The sequence below is a fragment of the Leptospira noguchii serovar Panama str. CZ214 genome (genome assembly GCF_000306255.2).
GTDB lineage: Bacteria > Spirochaetota > Leptospiria > Leptospirales > Leptospiraceae > Leptospira > Leptospira noguchii.
The window spans coordinates 66,802-83,550 of record NZ_AKWY02000034.1 but is presented as its reverse complement, the minus strand read 5'-3'; the positions used below and the strand labels follow the sequence as shown (position 1 = coordinate 83,550).

Annotated in this window: 15 protein-coding genes; 7 read left to right on the top strand and 8 right to left on the bottom strand. The window is 37.3% G+C overall.

The window, feature by feature from the left end; genetic code table 11:
* Positions 1–631: 631 nt before the first annotated feature.
* Both LEP1GSC059_RS17715 and LEP1GSC059_RS17710 read right to left on the bottom strand, forming a co-directional pair.
* Positions 632–970 (bottom strand): hypothetical protein, encoded by a 339-nt coding sequence (locus LEP1GSC059_RS17715; RefSeq protein WP_002178770.1) that lies wholly within the window; start codon positions 968–970, stop codon positions 632–634.
* A 90-nt stretch (positions 971–1,060) separates the two neighbouring features.
* Complete coding sequence (locus LEP1GSC059_RS17710; protein WP_017214623.1) at positions 1,061–3,178, bottom strand: sodium-translocating pyrophosphatase; 2,118 nt, start codon at positions 3,176–3,178, stop codon at positions 1,061–1,063.
* Positions 3,179–3,224: 46 nt separating this feature from the next.
* On the opposite strand from LEP1GSC059_RS17710, the gene LEP1GSC059_RS17705 reads away from it, so the two are divergent.
* The 4 genes from LEP1GSC059_RS17705 to LEP1GSC059_RS17690 all read left to right on the top strand — a co-directional run bounded on the left by LEP1GSC059_RS17705 (position 3,225) and on the right by LEP1GSC059_RS17690 (position 6,294).
* Positions 3,225–4,409, top strand: coding sequence for a tetratricopeptide repeat protein (locus tag LEP1GSC059_RS17705; protein ID WP_002178862.1), 1,185 nt, complete (start codon positions 3,225–3,227; stop codon positions 4,407–4,409).
* A 752-nt stretch (positions 4,410–5,161) separates the two neighbouring features.
* Positions 5,162–5,605 carry an adhesin Lsa14 gene (gene lsa14, locus LEP1GSC059_RS17700; protein ID WP_017214620.1) on the top strand — a complete coding sequence of 148 codons (444 nt, stop codon included), beginning with the start codon at positions 5,162–5,164 and terminating at the stop codon, positions 5,603–5,605.
* Between the two features lie 21 nt (positions 5,606–5,626).
* Positions 5,627–5,950: a TRL-like family protein gene (locus LEP1GSC059_RS17695; RefSeq protein ID WP_002178767.1), complete on the top strand. Its 324-nt coding sequence runs from the start codon at positions 5,627–5,629 to the stop codon at positions 5,948–5,950.
* A gap of 5 nt (positions 5,951–5,955) precedes the next feature.
* Entirely contained in the window at positions 5,956–6,294 is a 339-nt protein-coding gene (locus LEP1GSC059_RS17690) for a TRL-like family protein (protein ID WP_002178732.1), read from the top strand.
* Between the two features lie 825 nt (positions 6,295–7,119).
* Here LEP1GSC059_RS17690 and LEP1GSC059_RS17685 read toward each other — a convergent pair.
* Positions 7,120–8,799 (bottom strand): glycoside hydrolase family 13 protein, encoded by a 1,680-nt coding sequence (locus LEP1GSC059_RS17685; RefSeq protein ID WP_020981238.1) that lies wholly within the window; start codon positions 8,797–8,799, stop codon positions 7,120–7,122.
* 213 nt (positions 8,800–9,012) lie between these two features.
* On the opposite strand from LEP1GSC059_RS17685, the gene LEP1GSC059_RS17680 reads away from it, so the two are divergent.
* From LEP1GSC059_RS17680 to LEP1GSC059_RS17670, 3 genes are read left to right on the top strand one after another with little or no spacing between them, the layout of a single operon-like run.
* Positions 9,013–10,416, top strand: coding sequence for a UDP-N-acetylmuramoyl-tripeptide--D-alanyl-D-alanine ligase (locus LEP1GSC059_RS17680; protein ID WP_017214619.1), 1,404 nt, complete (start codon positions 9,013–9,015; stop codon positions 10,414–10,416).
* 49 nt (positions 10,417–10,465) lie between these two features.
* Complete coding sequence (purE, locus tag LEP1GSC059_RS17675; RefSeq protein ID WP_020981283.1) at positions 10,466–10,954, top strand: 5-(carboxyamino)imidazole ribonucleotide mutase; 489 nt, start codon at positions 10,466–10,468, stop codon at positions 10,952–10,954.
* A gap of 11 nt (positions 10,955–10,965) precedes the next feature.
* Positions 10,966–12,081 (top strand): 5-(carboxyamino)imidazole ribonucleotide synthase, encoded by a 1,116-nt coding sequence (locus tag LEP1GSC059_RS17670; RefSeq protein WP_081099824.1) that lies wholly within the window; start codon positions 10,966–10,968, stop codon positions 12,079–12,081.
* A gap of 334 nt (positions 12,082–12,415) precedes the next feature.
* Here the strand turns inward: LEP1GSC059_RS17670 and LEP1GSC059_RS17665 are convergent, their stop codons facing one another.
* Genes LEP1GSC059_RS17665 through LEP1GSC059_RS17645 form a run of 5 tightly spaced genes read right to left on the bottom strand, consistent with a single transcriptional unit; the run spans position 12,416 to position 16,741 of the window.
* The gene (locus tag LEP1GSC059_RS17665) at positions 12,416–13,726 is read right to left on the bottom strand and encodes a UDP-glucose dehydrogenase family protein (protein WP_017214616.1); all 1,311 of its coding nucleotides are present in this window, start codon (positions 13,724–13,726) and stop codon (positions 12,416–12,418) included.
* A 48-nt stretch (positions 13,727–13,774) separates the two neighbouring features.
* Entirely contained in the window at positions 13,775–15,076 is a 1,302-nt protein-coding gene (locus LEP1GSC059_RS17660) for an ABC transporter ATP-binding protein (protein WP_002178721.1), read from the bottom strand.
* The gene (locus LEP1GSC059_RS17655) at positions 15,073–15,828 is read right to left on the bottom strand and encodes an ABC transporter permease (RefSeq protein WP_017214615.1); all 756 of its coding nucleotides are present in this window, start codon (positions 15,826–15,828) and stop codon (positions 15,073–15,075) included. Before LEP1GSC059_RS17655 ends, LEP1GSC059_RS17660 begins: the two co-directional genes overlap by 4 nt.
* Positions 15,822–16,520, bottom strand: coding sequence for a JAB domain-containing protein (locus LEP1GSC059_RS17650; protein ID WP_002147962.1), 699 nt, complete (start codon positions 16,518–16,520; stop codon positions 15,822–15,824). Before LEP1GSC059_RS17650 ends, LEP1GSC059_RS17655 begins: the two co-directional genes overlap by 7 nt.
* Positions 16,517–16,741, bottom strand: coding sequence for an LIC12298 family protein (locus LEP1GSC059_RS17645; protein ID WP_002178509.1), 225 nt, complete (start codon positions 16,739–16,741; stop codon positions 16,517–16,519). The genes LEP1GSC059_RS17650 and LEP1GSC059_RS17645 overlap by 4 nt, the downstream gene beginning before the upstream one ends.
* Positions 16,742–16,749: the final 8 nt, after the last annotated feature.

Sequence of the window (16,749 nt, the reverse complement as noted above, 5' to 3'; positions counted from 1 at the left end):
AAGCGTTTACACTGTGTTAGGCGTCTTGAGCGCCTTTCGAAATGTTTCTTTTTTATTATCTTCTTTGGTTGGAAAACGTTGAAATTTGGAACTACTGTAAATAAGAGTTCCTCAGTTCCATGATAATCTGGGATTTAATTTAAGAACTTGCCCTAAAACCCAAAGAATTTTACGCGATCATTCTTTACAAATTTTTAATTAAATGTAGTAGAATTCTTATCTTTAAACCAAATCCAATTACCGCGAACAATCCAAACCAGACCTGTAAAATCTTCCAATCGAACTAAAACGAAAAAAATCTTGAACTTCAAAACGCGTGAGCGATCGAGCAAAAATACTGCAATGCGCCATCCTGTTTCAAAAAGCTCGAACCTACGATAAAGCAAAATGGCGCTTTGCAGATTGGAGCGAGAGCGCGACCCGGCGAGCCAACATAAAAAAGTTTCGAATTTAAAAACGAACAACCCGCGTCTTACCTTTCATTGGCGCGACGGGACACGCCCAAAATCGAATTCGGACCCGTCAAACTTTTGAAAAAAGCGGAGTTATTGAGTTTAGAGAGGGGTGCCTATTGAATTAGGCCTTATTTTTATAAATCTAATTTGTCAAAACAATTGATCAAGATCTCCATTCATTTTGCAGAATAAAATTCATCGTTGAAATCGGATAAATCCTTCTCAGCAATGTCGTAATCAACCAAATCTTCTCGGTTGGACGTAACGATTATTTTAAAACGATGAGGTTCGAAATAATCAGCTCCGACTGCAGATGCGTCTCTTACGACTATACCTTTCGGCAATCGGAACAACCTACCCTTTTGATTAAATTTTCCTATGATCAGATCCTGTTTTAAAACTCCAAGCGGTCCGTTCTGTCTTTCTGGATATCCGTCCACCATCATATATAACACTATCAAGGCAAAGAAAAGATTCAATATAAGAGAAAGAATCAGAAAACCTGTTTTAATCATCGCTTACTCCCTTTGGATTTTACAAAAAAGGCTCCTCCCGCGTTTGCAAGAAGAGCCTTCCTATTTCAAAAAATCTTAATTTAGATTTTCTTAATGATGAAACAATCTCATCAACAATCCGCCTTGCTGAACGAAAAATTCCGCAAATACGAGGCTCGTGATCGCCATCAATTTGATTAGAATATTAATAGAAGGTCCGGAAGTATCTTTAAACGGATCTCCTACGGTATCACCTACAACCGCTGCCTTGTGTTGGTCGGAACCTTTTCCGCCTGCCTTTTTCTCGATGTATTTTTTCGCGTTGTCCCATCCTCCGCCGGAATTCGCCGCGGATATGGCAAGAACCACACCCGCAACCAAAGCCCCCGCAAGAACTCCCGCGAGTGTTTTCACTCCGAAAAGATAACCCACAAAAATCGGAGTCAATAGAACAAGTAATCCCGGAAGAATCATTTCTCGAAGCGCTGCCGTTGTGGAAATGTCCACACAACGTTTGTAGTCCGGTTTATTCTTTCCTTCCATAATACCCGGAATTTCGCGGAATTGTTTTCGAACTTCTTCCACCATATCCACCGCCGCTTTTCCTACCGACTTCATCGTCATTGCAGTGAATAAAAAAGGAAGCATCGCTCCAAACATCAATCCTCCGAACACTTCCGCGTTCAGAACTTCGAGGCTCGTTGTATGAGTTCTTGTAATAAAAGCTGCAAATAATGCAAGAGAAGTCAAAGCGGCGCTTCCGATCGCAAATCCTTTTCCGATGGCTGCAGTTGTATTTCCGGCCGCGTCAAGAGTATCGGTTCTATCCCGAACTTCTTTTCCAAGTTCCGCCATTTCTGCGATTCCACCCGCGTTATCCGACACAGGACCATAAGCGTCTATGGTAAGTCCAATTGCGATCGTAGATATCATTCCCAATGCAGCGATCGCTATTCCATACATTCCCGCGAGTAAGTTTGCAGTTACAATTGTAATCACGAGTAAAATCACTGGAATTACGGAAGAATGATAACCAAGAGATAATCCATAGATGATATTTGTCGCAGCTCCTGTGTTAGACGCCTCTGCCACTTCTCTTACTGGTTTGTAGGAATGAGAAGTATAGTATTCAGTTACGATCCCTATGAACATTCCCGAAAAAAGCCCCACGATCATGGAAATGTAAACATCCCATTTTGTGATTATCTTTCCTGCAATTTCAAAGGAATCCACCATAAAAGTTTTTGTTACAAAATACATGATTCCCGCAACAAGAAGAGTAGAAACCCAAAGTTGAACTTTAAGAGCGGATTCTACGTTCCCACCTTCCTTTACTCTCGCAAGAAAACTAGTCAAAAGAGAAGCTGGAATTCCAAAAGCGGAAATCAGAAGTGGATACAAAAGTGCGTCTACAGATCCGGATAGAGCCGACGCAGTTGCACCAATTACAAGAGCCGCACAAGTAGCTTCCGCGCAAGAACCGAATAAATCAGCCCCCATTCCGGCTACGTCTCCTACGTTATCACCTACGTTATCTGCAATCGTAGCCGGGTTTCTTGGATCGTCTTCGGGAATTCCTTTTTCCACCTTTCCGACTAGATCCGCTCCTACGTCTGCGGCCTTTGTATAAATTCCACCGCCTACTCTTCCAAACAGAGCCACTGCAGAACCTCCTAATCCAAAACCGGCTAAGGATTCCATAAGAAAATGTTTTTCTACGGTCGGGTACATTCCCGTAAAAATAAGGAAAAGAACGATCATTCCGAGGATGGCAAGACCCACGAGTCCGAATCCCATCACGGCCCCGGAATCAAATGCGACTCGGAATGCTTTTGTCATGGAAGTTTTAGCCGCTTCTGCGGTTCTCACGTTTCCTGCAGTCGCAATTTTCATTCCGATAAAACCGGAAAGACAGGAGATCAATGCTCCCGATACAAAAGCAATTGCGGTATAAACTCCGTCGTTAAATCCTTCCGATCCAGGGTTGTCTAACAATAGAACGATCAGTACTGCCATAAAAGCAATAAACAGGGATATGACTTTATATTCCCTTACGAGAAAGGCCATAGCCCCTTCGGAAATAGCGGATGAAATTTCTAGAAGCTTTTTCGTTTCTTTTTCGTTACCGCCTAAGACACCTACTTTGATAGAAGTGACTTTTAAGGTATAGACCACAGCAGTGACGATCGCCAAAATAGACATGGCGATAATTATCGTAACTGAATTCATTCAGTGAAACCTCTTGTTTTTTTTTAATGTTCCGATGTTTAAAAAGATGGGAAGAATTCTACCGAACAGACTGGCTGGGAGACTGCTATCCACTTGGCTCTTTTTTTTACTTTGCACAAGTTATTCAACGGTCTACGGGAATTCAACCTTTTCTTATTCGGAACTACTTAGGCAAGCACAAGAAGAATTGAACCGGCTCCGATACGACGAAGCCCTTCAAAAATTAGAAATTGCAGATTCCATTGGAAGTAAAAATACAGCGCTTTACTATGAGATAGAAGGAAGAGCCTGGATCGGTAAAGGAGATTTAGTAACCGCTTTGAAAAGTTTCGAAAAAAGCATTTTACTCGATCCAGATCATTCTTCTTTGATAAATGAAATTTTTACTGGTTATGAAGAACTCAATAAACCTGTAAAAGCGTTTCAATTTGCAAGACTCAGCCTTTCTAAAAGTCCTGAAAATCCTCCACTTAGATACAAGGTTCTTGTTCTTAGTTCAAGACTTGGAAATTTAGAATATTACGATGAAACTCTTAGCTGGATTCGAAACAACAACCCCTATAAAGAAGATTTAGCAGCCATCGAATCAGAAATAAACAACTCTCACGAATCTGGAAGAATCGACGATACAATTTCTAAATGTAGAAAGTTTCTTTCTTTTTTTCCTGATAATTTGCTACTTCATAAAATTCTTCTTTTATCTTTGAAGAAAAAGAAATCTTCGGATTTGGTACAAGCCCTTTTAGATCGTGCTTCTATTTTTCGAAACGAACCTATTTTCGCCTACGAATCTGCGTTGGAATTTCTACAAAATAGAAAATTCAACGATTCGTTGGCTATGTCCAGACGAGCCTTTTTTTTAAGTCTCAAAAAAAATGGAAAGCCGGATAAAGAAATTCTTTATCCTCTTCATAGAATTTACAGGCACCAAGGTTCCGTTACGGACATTCAAGCAATTGAAATTCTTCAGGATATTGTAGAAAGTGGACGCAAGATCGACCCTGAGTTTTTAGATTCTAAACTCAATCAAACCGGGTTTAACCGAGAACTTTTACTTTTTTCATTGTTTTATCTTCGCAAGAATCCGGGCCGTAGTTCCGACCTCAAAGAGCAAGAATGGAAATCACAGTTTGCAAAAATCAGAAAAAAACAAGAAGAGGAAGACCTTTCTAAAATCGTTTCTCCTTTTACTTACGATTCTGAGGAATCCTACTTTTTGTTTGAAAGATAATACGTTCTTTTTTCGGATTATATCTCAAGAAGTAGAATGTTTTGTACGATTCGAACATATGAAAATAGTACTAAACAGTAACAATCGATTTTACCAAAGATATCGTAGTTCTCAAAGAATTGAATCTAACCCGGAATTTTATTGGCTTTTTTGAAGAAGATTCTACACTCTACGTTCTGAACAAGTTCAGCATAATATTTTTATACGTTCGAGTCGTAAGTTTATAAATTTTTCTAAAAAGTAATAGTTCCCACAATTTGAAAATTGATTTCTTAAATCCTGATTTTATTATTAGTTCCCACAAATTTCAAAATACAAACCGTGTTTACTCCTAAAAGTAAATCTACAACAGATTCAATATCAAAGATAATTTAAAGTTTCAAATCTATTTTAAATTATAATTTTAGAACATACTTTCCATATAGAATTGAATCCATTCAGATTTAAAATACAAAGTGAAAATAATATAAAACGTCAGAACCTTTTTTTGTTTTCATCTTAAAAGCTAACATTCCATTTATACAAATCATCTTACTAATAAATTTTAGAAAATTTATTTACTTCACTTTGTATTTAAAAATTTTTCAAAAAACATTTTTTTGTTAAAAAATTTCAAAACTTGTTATTTCATAGGTGATTCTCTATTTACAAAAATATCACTATTAATAGCATAGGCCCGTCCAGACGTTACTTTAGAAATAATCATAAGCAACGTCCGGAAAATAATCAAACTAAGGAATCCAGGAGAAAAAATGAAACTCAAATCTTTACTTTTCATTTGCTTCATGACAATCTGGGCAGTTCAGTGTACGGGTGTTAATATTATGTACGCTTACGGACTTCGCCCCAATACAAACCCAACCAAAGACTACGGGTTTATGTACCCAATTGTTTCTAAAGGTGGGATGATTGTACACGATGGCGTAATACCAGGTCCACTCGGAGACAACACAGAAAAAACTTCTATTGGAAAGGCTTGTTCTAAAAACATTCTATGGTTAGTATCTTTTGGTGATTCTTCCATAGAAGCTGCAAAGGCAGATGGTAAAATTACAAAAATAGCTAGCATTGAATACGAACAACTTGGAGTTTTATCAGGCGGTATCTATCATAAATTTTGTACTGTCGTAACCGGTTCAAGCGCAGCTGTAGAATCCAAAACAGATGCAAAATCTGCTACCGGAAAGAAAAAATAAGGAAAAAGGAAAAAGGATCTTATGAAAAAAATCATCATCCTGGCTTTAGTCACCCTAGGCTTTTCGGTATTTTTATCGAATTGTGCTACTGGTCCTCAACAAGGAATACTCATTACAACTACGACCTTCCCAGGGGAAATCAATCGTTCCAACGAAGTCCCTACTGCTAAAAAAGCAGAAGGTTGTGCACATAACATTCTTTATCTAGTAACCTGGGGAGATGCTTCCGTGGGCCAAATCGCATTAGAAAATAAAATTTCTAGAATCGCAACCGTAGATCATTCTACGTTTTCCGTTCTTGGACTTGTTTATAGCAACTATTGCACCATCGTAAATGGGGAATAATTAAAATGAAAAAATTCATCAGTCTGATTCTTATCTCTCTCGCAGCATTTGTTGTTTCCAATTGTGCAACGAGTATTTTTCCAGCAGCTATTTACAATTCTTCTAGTTATCACGTATCCGGAAACCCAACTGGCGGTCCTACGGATGCAAAGATCCTAAAGAGCGGAAAGTCTTGTAACCACTATTCGCTTTTAACATGGTATTTTTACTCCGGTGGAGAAGGAAGTATCGCAGAAGCAATGAAAGACGGCCAAATTACGAAAGTTGCTACTATTGACAAAAGTACTTTCGGAATTTTGGGACCGATTTTCTCAAAAGAATGTGTAGTAGTTTACGGAGAATAAAAAGTAACTAACTTTTTAGTTCTCGTATAAGTATAAAATCAATTTTTAAAAACTCATTTCCTACGTATTACAATACAACGGAATGAGTTTTTAACTAAAATTGAATTGTTGAGTATCGTCGTCTTATTCGGTAAGTAGTAGCGTTCAAGCAGTTTCAAATTCCCTTTTCTTCTAAAACTATCCCTCTCACTCGAAAATTAGAACCGCAAAAAACATATTTAAAAATTTATAATATTATCTTTAAATAAAGCCCTACTTCGATCATCCCTCGCTAAAAACAAAACATTTTTCTAAAAGTCAATTTTATGTAAGCAATTACAGTCAAACAAGACCCTTTACAATAGAATTGTTGAAAAACTAATTCTCTATCAGTTTGCGTTTCAAGAAAACATTCGATTGAAGCAGTTTTGTTAATCTGAACTATGGAATTTTTCAACAACTCTATTCAAATTATTGAAAAAATCTATTCTAACGTGAATTCGGTATAACGCGAAAGGGATCGATGAATGAACTAAAGCAAAACGCTTTTTACGAAAGCGTTTTAGGTCGTTCGACAGGTCGCGTTTTAGGGTCAATAAATTGAAACTTAAGATGATAAATTGTATAACTTTCCTGTATACAATTTATTGACCAAAGCTGAGAGCCCGGTCCGGCTGCCTATGGCTGCCGGATTCGCCCAGGTTTTCTTACGTCAAACTCACGTTATTCTGCTATTAACAAAGAGTTTTTATCCATCCGTTTGAAAGAAAAAAACAATTTTTCAATAACTCTATTTTTGGGATTGATAGAGATTTCCTAAAACAAATCATATTTTTTTAGAATATACTAATTACCTAATATAACTCCGGAACAAGGAGGCATTTTAAATTGATCAAATTCGTTATGATCAAAAGAAACCGTAGAGAAGAAATATTTTCTACAGTCCGTAGGATTGGTAAAAAATCTGGGTTTTTTAGAAAAATTGAAAACGATTAATTTACGCTCCTTATCAAATTCTCTCAAATAAACCAACATATCTTTTGGAACGTTCTCTTCGATTAATCTCAAAGAACCTTCTTTAAGAGCAAAACTTCCATTTCGAATACGAAGAACATTTTTATATGTATTTAAAAGAGAATCCGAATCTTCCGATTCAACCAAAACGTTACGTTCTTTATAATTCCCATGAACACGAATCCAAGGTTTTGCTCCTTGAACCGTAAAACCAGCGTTTGGCGAATCGTCCCATTGCATCGGAGACCTTGCCCGATCTCGAATGATAACGTCTGCAAGTCCCAACAATTCGGAAAGCGAATCGCCTAACCAACGATAGATTCTTGCAAGCGGGTCCTGCGCTTCGGTCAATTTAATCGTCTCGTTAGTCATTCCGATTTCTTCTCCATAATAAGTGACCGGAACCCCTCTCGCGGTAAATTGAAACAAAGCGACCAACTTTCCTTTTTCAAGATTATTATTGATTTTCATCATATAACGTCTTTGATCGTGGTTTCCAAAAACGTATGTGGGAACGTTCGGATACGGATATACTTGTTCCATTTTCTTTACGATCCCTTTAAAAAAACTAGTCTTGAACTTTAACAACAAAGTTTCAAATAGAAAGATTAGATTTAGGCCGTCTTTTTTTTCGCCTAAGTAGCGTTTGATGATATGATCGTCTCCGGCTACCTCTCCTACCGCAAAACGGTCTCCATCAAACTCGTCTAAAACGGATCTAAGTTCTTTCGCAAAAGTAAAGTTATTCGGATGGTTCACAGTATGAACCCTACTCTGAAAATAACCGTCGTGATCATTTTCCGAAACGATATATTTAAATCGAAACGGGTTATCCCTAAAATATTTGTCCTTATAAATTGCGTGAAAAATATCCAAACGAAAACCATCCACTCCCTTCTTAAGCCAAAAACGCAAAACGTCGAACATCGCTTCTTTAACTTCCGGATTGTAATAATTCAAGTCAGGTTGAAAATCTAAAAAACTCGCAAGGTACCACTGATCCGTACTGGGATCATAATGCCACGCCTTAGGCGTTACGAACGAACTCCAATTATTAGGAGGTTTATTTTTCCCTCTTCCGTCTTTCCAAATATACCAATCCCTTTTAGGATTATCTCGACTAGAGCGAGATTGTATAAACCAATCGTGTTCAATAGAAGTATGATTCATCACCATATCAAAAACGATTTTCATCCGGCGCTTATGAACTTCCTTTATTAGCTTTTCTGCATCTTTTATAGTTCCGTATTCCGGAGCGATCGAGTAATAATCGCTTACGTCGTAACCGTGATCCATCTGAGGACTTTTATACAAAGGAGATACCCAAATAGTTTCAAACCCAAGGTCTCGAAGATAATCCAACTTAGAAATGATCCCTGGAATATCTCCGACACCGTCCCGATTACTATCTATAAAAGAACGCGGATAAATCTGGTAAATCGTGGTCTTTTGCCACCATTTATCTAATTGATTGGGGATTTTTTTTTTGGAAGTTGATTTTTTAGAAGTCATATTTACTCGAGCTTTAATGGAATCAAAAATATAAGAATGAAGACTGTCAAGGCTGTATTCCGAACCGATTTGATTTCAAAGAGTACATAAGGCCAAAGTTTCAGTTAAAAAATTAACACTTAAAAAAGATCTGTAACTTACAATCAGATACTCTTTATCTGCCAAAGTTCATTTTAGAATTTTCAAAACATTATCTCCCTACATCTTGGACCCATGAAATCGAACTTCTACTACGATCCAGAAACCATCCGCAGAGTATTGGGATCTACATCGGGAACTTGGTATCACAAAAATGAACCTCTCATTACCACGATTACCACCTCATCCACAGAGGTTGAAGAAAATTCTCTTTTTGTACCTCTTTTAGGAAACAGAGACGGACACGAATTTATCAGAGACGCAATTTCCAAAGGGGCTACTTATTTTTTAGTCGAAGAAAATCATCCTATTTATAAAGACCTCAATATCGAAGAAAAGTCCAGAGCAATCCCTGTAAAAAACACGTTAACCGCTCTCGGCAAACTTGCGGCTTTTCACAGATCCCGTTTTAATCCGATTGTAATTGCGGTCACTGGTTCCAGTGGGAAAACAACTACGAAAGAATTCTTAGGCAATTGTTTTAAAAATTTAGAAGAATCTGCATTAGTCGTAACCGAAAAAAATTATAATAACGAAATCGGGCTTCCATTTACACTTTTTAAAATTTCGAATCAGACCAGGGTTGTAGTATGCGAACTTGGAATGAATCATAAAGGTGAAATTTCAAGACTCAGTCAAATTGCAAAACCAGACTATGCAATCATCACTACTATCGGAACGGCCCATATCGAATTTTTAGGAAGCCAAAAAAATATTGCAAAAGCCAAAGGTGAAATCACAGAGGGTTTAAAAAAAGGAGGAATATTATTTTATCCAAGTTCAGGAGAATATTCTAAAATACTTAAAAATAAAACTCGTAAGTATGGGAATAAGCTTGTTCTTACAAAATTGGACAAAACATTTTCCATTCTTCAAAAAAAATACTCAGGATTTTTATTAGAATATAAAAACAAAAAAATCCAATGGAATCTACCAGGTGAAAAACTTTTAGAAAATCTTTCGCTTGCTATCACATGTTTGGAAACGATTAACACCCCACAAGAATGGATTCAAGAAGGGATCCACTCTTTCAAATCCTCCAATAAAAGATTAGATTTACAAAATGGCAAATATTCCGTAATAAACGATACGTATAACGCAAATTACGAATCTATGATTTCCTCTTTAGAAGTCGCAGATCAACTCGCCGACGGAAAAGAATTTTACGCGGTGTTAGGCGATATGAAAGAATTAGGAAAACATTCTAAAGAGTTTCATAAAAAACTCGGAAAAAAATGCTCTGAATTTCAGAACCTCAAAGGACTTTATACTTTTGGAACAGATGCCTTTTGGATTGGTGAAGAGTTTATTAAGCGAACTTCTTCCTCCAGGTTCTGTGAACATTTTTCAGGAACCCAAGAAGGACTAACAAAACTTATTCATAAATTTTTACAAACAACTCCGGAAGGTTCTATCATATTAGCGAAGGCATCTCGAGGAATTCAATTGGAACGTTTCGTAGAAGCGCTTCCGGTTTAATACTTGCAAACAAGTAAATCTAAAGAAACTCTTACACAGGAGAAAATGTTTGAACACAAAAGTTGCAATCATTATGGGAAGCCATTCCGATTGGGAAACGATGAAAGAAGCGGAGACCATTCTTAAAGAATTTGGCGTTTCCATTCATAAAGAAATTGTTTCTGCACATAGATCTCCTGAACTTATGTTAGAATTTTCTAAATCTGCAAAGGAAAAAGGTTATTCCGTAATCATCGCAGGAGCAGGAGGTGCAGCTCATCTCCCCGGAATGGTTGCATCGATGACTACTCTTCCGGTTTTAGGAGTTCCAATACAAAGCAAAACTTTAAACGGATTGGATAGTTTATTATCCATCGTTCAAATGCCGGGAGGAGTTCCGGTAGGAACCCTTGCGATTGGAACCGCAGGCGCCAAGAATGCTGGTCTACTAGCAATCAGAATTCTTGCACTTCAAGATTCTGTACTTTCTGGAAAACTAGAACGTTACCGCAATCGAATTCGAGAAGACGCACTTTCCAAAAACAAGGATTTATTGTGAACAATATTCGAATGATTCTTCCCGGTTCCAAGTTAGGGGTGATGGGAGCAGGACAACTCGCGAGAATGTTTTGTTTAGAAGCGCTTCCTTTTGGTTACGAGGTCTCAGTTTATTCTCCAGAAAAAAATTCTCCAGCCGCAGGCGTTGGTGCCAAAGAATACGTTTTTCCTTACGAAGACGAAAAGGCTTTGACTCTTTTTTTGGAAAACATAGATGCACTTACATTTGAGTTTGAGAATATTCCAGAAATTGCACTTACTACGATAGAAAATTTTTCTAAACGAACCGGACTGATAGTCAGGCCTTCTCCGAACTGCGTCCGAATTTCACAAAATCGTTGGAAGGAAAAAACTTCTTTTCAAAAAGCAGGAATTCCTACGGTAAAATTTTATCCAGTTTTGACGGAAAAAGAAAAAAAATCTGTTCTTTCTAAAACTAATTTTCCCTGTATCTTAAAAACGAATACGATGGGTTACGACGGTAAAGGACAGGTTCGGTGTAAAACCAAACAAGAACTATCTTCCACACTTTCCAACCTCAACAAACTAGATCATATCATAGAAGAATTTTTTCAATTTACTTCAGAAGCCTCCGTAATCATGGCCAGATTTGAAAACGGTAAAATCTTAAATTTTAGACCTTCTAAAAACATTCATAAAAATCATATCTTGGACCTTACGTTTTATCCCGGAAACTTTCCTGATAGCGTAGAAACTAAACTTGTAAACTATGCAAAAAAATTAGCGGAAACGATCGACTATATTGGAGTTTTTGGGATAGAATTTTTTATCAAAGAGGACGAAATTTTATGCAACGAATTTGCGCCTAGGCCGCATAACTCAGGGCATTTCAGTCAAAACTCTGGTACCATTTCTCAATTTTCTCTTCAGTTGAGAACTCTTTGTAACTTACCTTCTCCAGAAACAATTCCGGCCAATCCAGTATCAATGAAAAATATTTTAGGAGAAGATTATAATCCAGGATCTAATCTTTGGAATCAAACATTAGAAAATCCTTATTATCATCTTCATCTTTATGGTAAAACAGAAATTAGAAATGGAAGAAAGATGGGACACTGGAATTACTCCGGTCCCGATACCGAATCCGCTTTTTTAAACTGGGATTGAGTTATCATTCTCAAGATTTAATATATAAATGCAAACTCGCATAACAAAATCACTTCATCGGATCTGATTTTTCTGTAAAAATAAAATGTGGGAACTATTACAAATCAAGATTTTACAGTTACATTCCTAAAAATGGGGGAACCCTTTATCATCTCAACTGAAATGGGAAACATTTTTCCCATATAGATATAGAACTCACGTTATTCACAATCCAAATGGATATTGACTGTACAAAAAAACGTAACTTTAAACACTCTTTTACAGCTTTAAACGAAAAAAGCACAATCAAAGTAATTCATAAATTTGAATATCGTTTTGTAAAAGCCAAAAAAAATTAAACGTTAGACTTACCAATAGAGAAATATTGAAAACCTTCTTTTTTCATCAACTCAGGAGAATATTGATTTCTACCGTCAAAGATAACCTTATTTTTTAAAAGCCCTTTGATCTTTGAAAAATCGGGCTCTCTAAATTCTCTCCATTCGGTTAAAAGTAAAAGAGCATCCGCACCCTTCAAAGCAGAATAAGCGTCCGCAGAATAGTCCACTTTCCCTTCAAAATAAACAGCAGACGTTTCTTTAGAAACTGGATCGAAAACCTGTAACTTTACGTTTTTATCATGTAATTTTAAAAGTAAAGGAATTGAAGGGGCCTCTCTCATATCATCCGTTCCCGGCTTAAAAGAAAGCCCCCAAACAGCAAACGTCTTTCCGGAAAGTCCAGATTCTCCATAAAACTTTATAATTTTCTCATATAATCTGAGTTTCTGAGATTCGTTAACCTCTTCTACTTTACGAATGATTTGAAGAGGGGACCCCTCGTCTTCAGATGTTTTGATCAGTGCACGAACGTCTTTTGGAAAACAAGAACCTCCATACCCAATTCCCGCGTATAAAAATTGTCTGCCGATTCTGGAATCGGTTCCCATTCCTTTACGAACGTCTTCGTAATTTCCACCTACTGCCTCACAAAGATTAGCGATTTCATTCGCAAAAGAAATTTTAGTCGCAAGAAACGCATTACACGCATATTTCGTAAGCTCTGCAGAAACCACTCCCATTCTTAAAATAGGGTTACCGTTCAAAACAAAAGGAGCATACAGCTGCGCAATTAAATCCCCGGCTTTTTGAGTTTCGGAGCCAATTACTACTCTTTCAGGACGCATGAAGTCGTCGATAGCAGCGCCTTCTTTTAAAAATTCCGGATTGGAAACCACGTCGAATTCTTCTTTAGTTTCGTTTGCAATGATTGTTTTGACCTTGGCCGCAGTTCCGACCGGAACCGTAGACTTATCAACGATTACCTTGTATCCGTTGATGGACTTACCAATTTCCTTTGCTACTGCAAAAACAGCAGAAAGATCCGAAGAACCGTCCGGTAAAGTGGGAGTTCCTACAGCGATAAAAATAATATCCGACTTTTCCACCCCTTCTTTGAGAGAAACCGTGAACTCTAGTCTTTTTTCTTTCCAGTTATTCAAAACGAGTTCGGAAAGTCCCGGTTCGTAAATAGGGATCATTCCTTTTTTAAGATTTGCGATTTTAGTTTCGTCCTTATCTACACAAATCACATGATTTCCATATTCCGCAAAACAAGCACCCGCGACAAGGCCTACATAACCGCTTCCAATCACACAAACTTTCATATTGAGAACCAGGATTCCGAGCTTTCCGGACTAAGAAAGAAAAATAAATCAATTAGAAACGTCTTTTTGAAGACTACTTTGCACAGGAAGCCAAGCGACTCCTTCAAATTTAGGTAGATCTAAACGTTCTAATTCAAAGGAAATAATTCCATCTTTCCAAAGATAATTGTTTCCCACGTGATTGTCTCCTTCGTGTAAGGCGATCCCTAAAGAATATTTACCTGCAGAGAAATTCAAAGGAAGTCGAAATTTCGCCGTAACGAATTCCCCCGCTCGGATGTTTTTTAAAGGATTTTTGAGATGAAACGTGTTCGTTCCAAAAACGCGAATCCCGCGGGAGTCGTCTATATGAAAACCTACTGTAAGATCTGGAATTTCATTTTTGAATATTACATAAATTGAAATTTCTACTTCACAACCTACCGGAAATATTTTCGGGTTCGTAAGATTCTCGTATTTTAAATCCTCTTCTACACCACTCCGATAAGTTTTACTCGGAAGTTTTTCTAAATTTTGTATTGCTGGTGATGCATTTTGGGAATAATTCAAAAGATTTAAATTTACAGAAAAACTTTCCACAACCGAATCTTTTTGAACCGGAAAAGTTGTTTCTTGTCCACTTCCAGAATGTGCAATAATTTGCATATATTCCCGAAAACCTTTTATTGGATCGCCGTCAAAAACCAGTTTTCCTTTTTCTAAAATTAAAATTCTAGAACATACCGATTTTAAAAGTTCAAGATCATGACTTACAATTAAAGTCATAGTTCCTTGTTCTTGGAAAGAACGAAAACGTCTCAGACATTTTTGTTGAAAACTTGCATCTCCTACCGCCAAAGCCTCGTCCACTATGAGAATATCGGGTCTCGAAAAAGTAGCAAGAGCAAAGCCCAGACGCATCACCATTCCAGAAGAATATTGTTTAATTGGAATATTCTTAAATTCTGTTAAACCGGAAAATTCAAAAATTTGGTCCATAGAAGACCGAATCTCGTTCGGACTCAGTCCCCAGACAAGACCGTTATAATATAAATTTTCCTCCCCCGAAAGTTCCGGATTAAACCCAACTCCTAATTCTAAAATGGAACGAATAGAACCAGTTTTTAAGATTTTTCCGGACGAATAAGAAGAAACTCCAGTGAGAACTTTTAAAAGTGTAGATTTTCCAGCACCGTTTCTACCGATCAAACCAACAATTTCACCCGAAGAAACCTGAAAACTCACATTTTTAAGAGCGTCGTATTTGACATCATTTCCCCAAAAACCGAGAGATAGAACATTCAAAATTCTTTGAAAAGGTCCGCTAAATCCAAAGTAAACCTTACTTAAATTTTCTACTTTTAAACTCAAAGATGATCCAAAATGACAGAATGAAATTTAGAACGACTCAAAATTCCGATCAAAGGAAATACAATCAAGGAAGGAATAAATTCTTTCCAATGGAAAACTGTAACAAAGTCGTTTAACAAAAAAAATCTAAATAACTCCAATGGAAAATTTAGAGGATTCCAAACGTTGATCGAATATAAAAAACCGGAAGACACATACAAAATCGGCAAGGACCAAAAAAAGAACTGAGAAATAAGTCGAACGAGAGGAGTAATATCTCTTAAAATAACATTTGCTCTGGCCAAATATCCTTGGATAAAAGAAAGCAAATATCCTACTGCAAACATTATAAAAATTGAAATAGGAAATAAAATTACATTCAATTTTTCTAAAATACTCAATACGATCAAGACAGGGACAGCGGTCACGGTAAAATGTATGAGCATTTGAATATAAGGAACCCAAAGAAAAATCTCCGGACCCAAAGGGGATCTTTTGATCAACTGCCGATTTTCCGTAAGAATTGAAGTGCCTCGAATTATATATTCCTGCAAAGGAACCCAAAACAAAAGCCCGCTGAAAGAGTATCCTATAAAATCGGAAGCGGACTCCGGACTTCCTTTGAGATGAAGATATAAAAATACAATTGTATAAATTAAAATTAGAGAAAAATTTTGAACGAGCATCCAAGAAATTCCAAGTGCACTTCCCGCAAATTGTAAGGCGTAATCTCTTCTTACTAAAATCCAAAGAATCGGTAAATTTTTTAACACTTTGCTCGAGCCTGAAGAACCTTACCTTTCTTACAAGAATAGATCCCGTCAATTCCAAAAATCCACTGATCTAAAAGCTCCAAACCTATATTAGATAATAAACTTCCGAAATTTTTATAAATCCAAAGATCTTCTTTACTCGGTCTCGAACTGGATTCAGGATGATTGTGGGCGATGATTACGGCAGAGGCCGCGTCGTTTAAAATGATCTTCAAAAGATCTCTGGTTTGTACTCCCACTTCTTCTAAACTACCGACAGCAACTACTTCGGCTCGTAAAACGGCACCTTCCGGAGAAAGTGTAATTAAAACAAAACATTCTCTGTTTTTAGGGATTAAACTGGTAGCAAGAAAATTAAGCAATTGTTCGGAAGAATAACGTTTTCCTTTCAAAGCCTCCCACTTAAGACGCCTTCCAATTTCTATGGCCGCAAGTAAAGTAGTCGCCTTTGCAATTCCCACTCCCGGAATTTTACGAAGATCCGAAACTTGTTTCTGGAGTAACCCAGCAAATCCTTTACTTCGATGCAAAATTTCTCGACTGAGTTCTTCGATGGGTTGAGCCCGATTCCCTCTTCCCAAAAGCACCGCTAAGAGTTCCCAGTCTTCCAGGGATTCAGCTTCGTATGCGATCCGTGTTCTGGGATCGGGGAAAGGACTCAACTTTTCAGAGAGTTTTCCGTTAGACTTCAAATCCGTTTCAAATTGTTTTTACTCAGTTCAGAAAGAGAATCTGAAAACCAAGCTCCTTTCTGAACGAGTTCCCCTTCAAACGCTTCTTCCAAATAATCCGCAAAGGATTTTAAGTTCGGTTCCCCAGCACGAGTCCGTTCTTTCCAATTCGGCCCGGCGCCAGGGAGACCGCTACGTTTTCTCTGGTAGTTTGCTGATTCTTGCAGAGATCGAATGATCATAGTCTTCT

Excerpts from the sequence above, each read along its gene's own strand:
- LEP1GSC059_RS17715 (WP_002178770.1), bottom strand. The coding sequence starts at position 970 with ATGATTAAAACAGGTTTTCTGATTCTTTCTCTTATATTGAATCTTTTC.
- LEP1GSC059_RS17710 (WP_017214623.1), bottom strand. The coding sequence starts at position 3,178 with ATGAATTCAGTTACGATAATTATCGCCATGTCTATTTTGGCGATCGTC.
- LEP1GSC059_RS17705 (WP_002178862.1), top strand. The coding sequence starts at position 3,225 with ATGGGAAGAATTCTACCGAACAGACTGGCTGGGAGACTGCTATCCACT.
- lsa14 (WP_017214620.1), top strand. The coding sequence starts at position 5,162 with ATGAAACTCAAATCTTTACTTTTCATTTGCTTCATGACAATCTGGGCA.
- LEP1GSC059_RS17695 (WP_002178767.1), top strand. The coding sequence starts at position 5,627 with ATGAAAAAAATCATCATCCTGGCTTTAGTCACCCTAGGCTTTTCGGTA.
- LEP1GSC059_RS17690 (WP_002178732.1), top strand. The coding sequence starts at position 5,956 with ATGAAAAAATTCATCAGTCTGATTCTTATCTCTCTCGCAGCATTTGTT.
- LEP1GSC059_RS17685 (WP_020981238.1), bottom strand. The coding sequence starts at position 8,799 with ATGACTTCTAAAAAATCAACTTCCAAAAAAAAAATCCCCAATCAATTA.
- LEP1GSC059_RS17680 (WP_017214619.1), top strand. The coding sequence starts at position 9,013 with ATGAAATCGAACTTCTACTACGATCCAGAAACCATCCGCAGAGTATTG.
- LEP1GSC059_RS17670 (WP_081099824.1), top strand. The coding sequence starts at position 10,966 with ATGATTCTTCCCGGTTCCAAGTTAGGGGTGATGGGAGCAGGACAACTC.
- LEP1GSC059_RS17665 (WP_017214616.1), bottom strand. The coding sequence starts at position 13,726 with ATGAAAGTTTGTGTGATTGGAAGCGGTTATGTAGGCCTTGTCGCGGGT.
- LEP1GSC059_RS17645 (WP_002178509.1), bottom strand. The coding sequence starts at position 16,741 with ATGATCATTCGATCTCTGCAAGAATCAGCAAACTACCAGAGAAAACGT.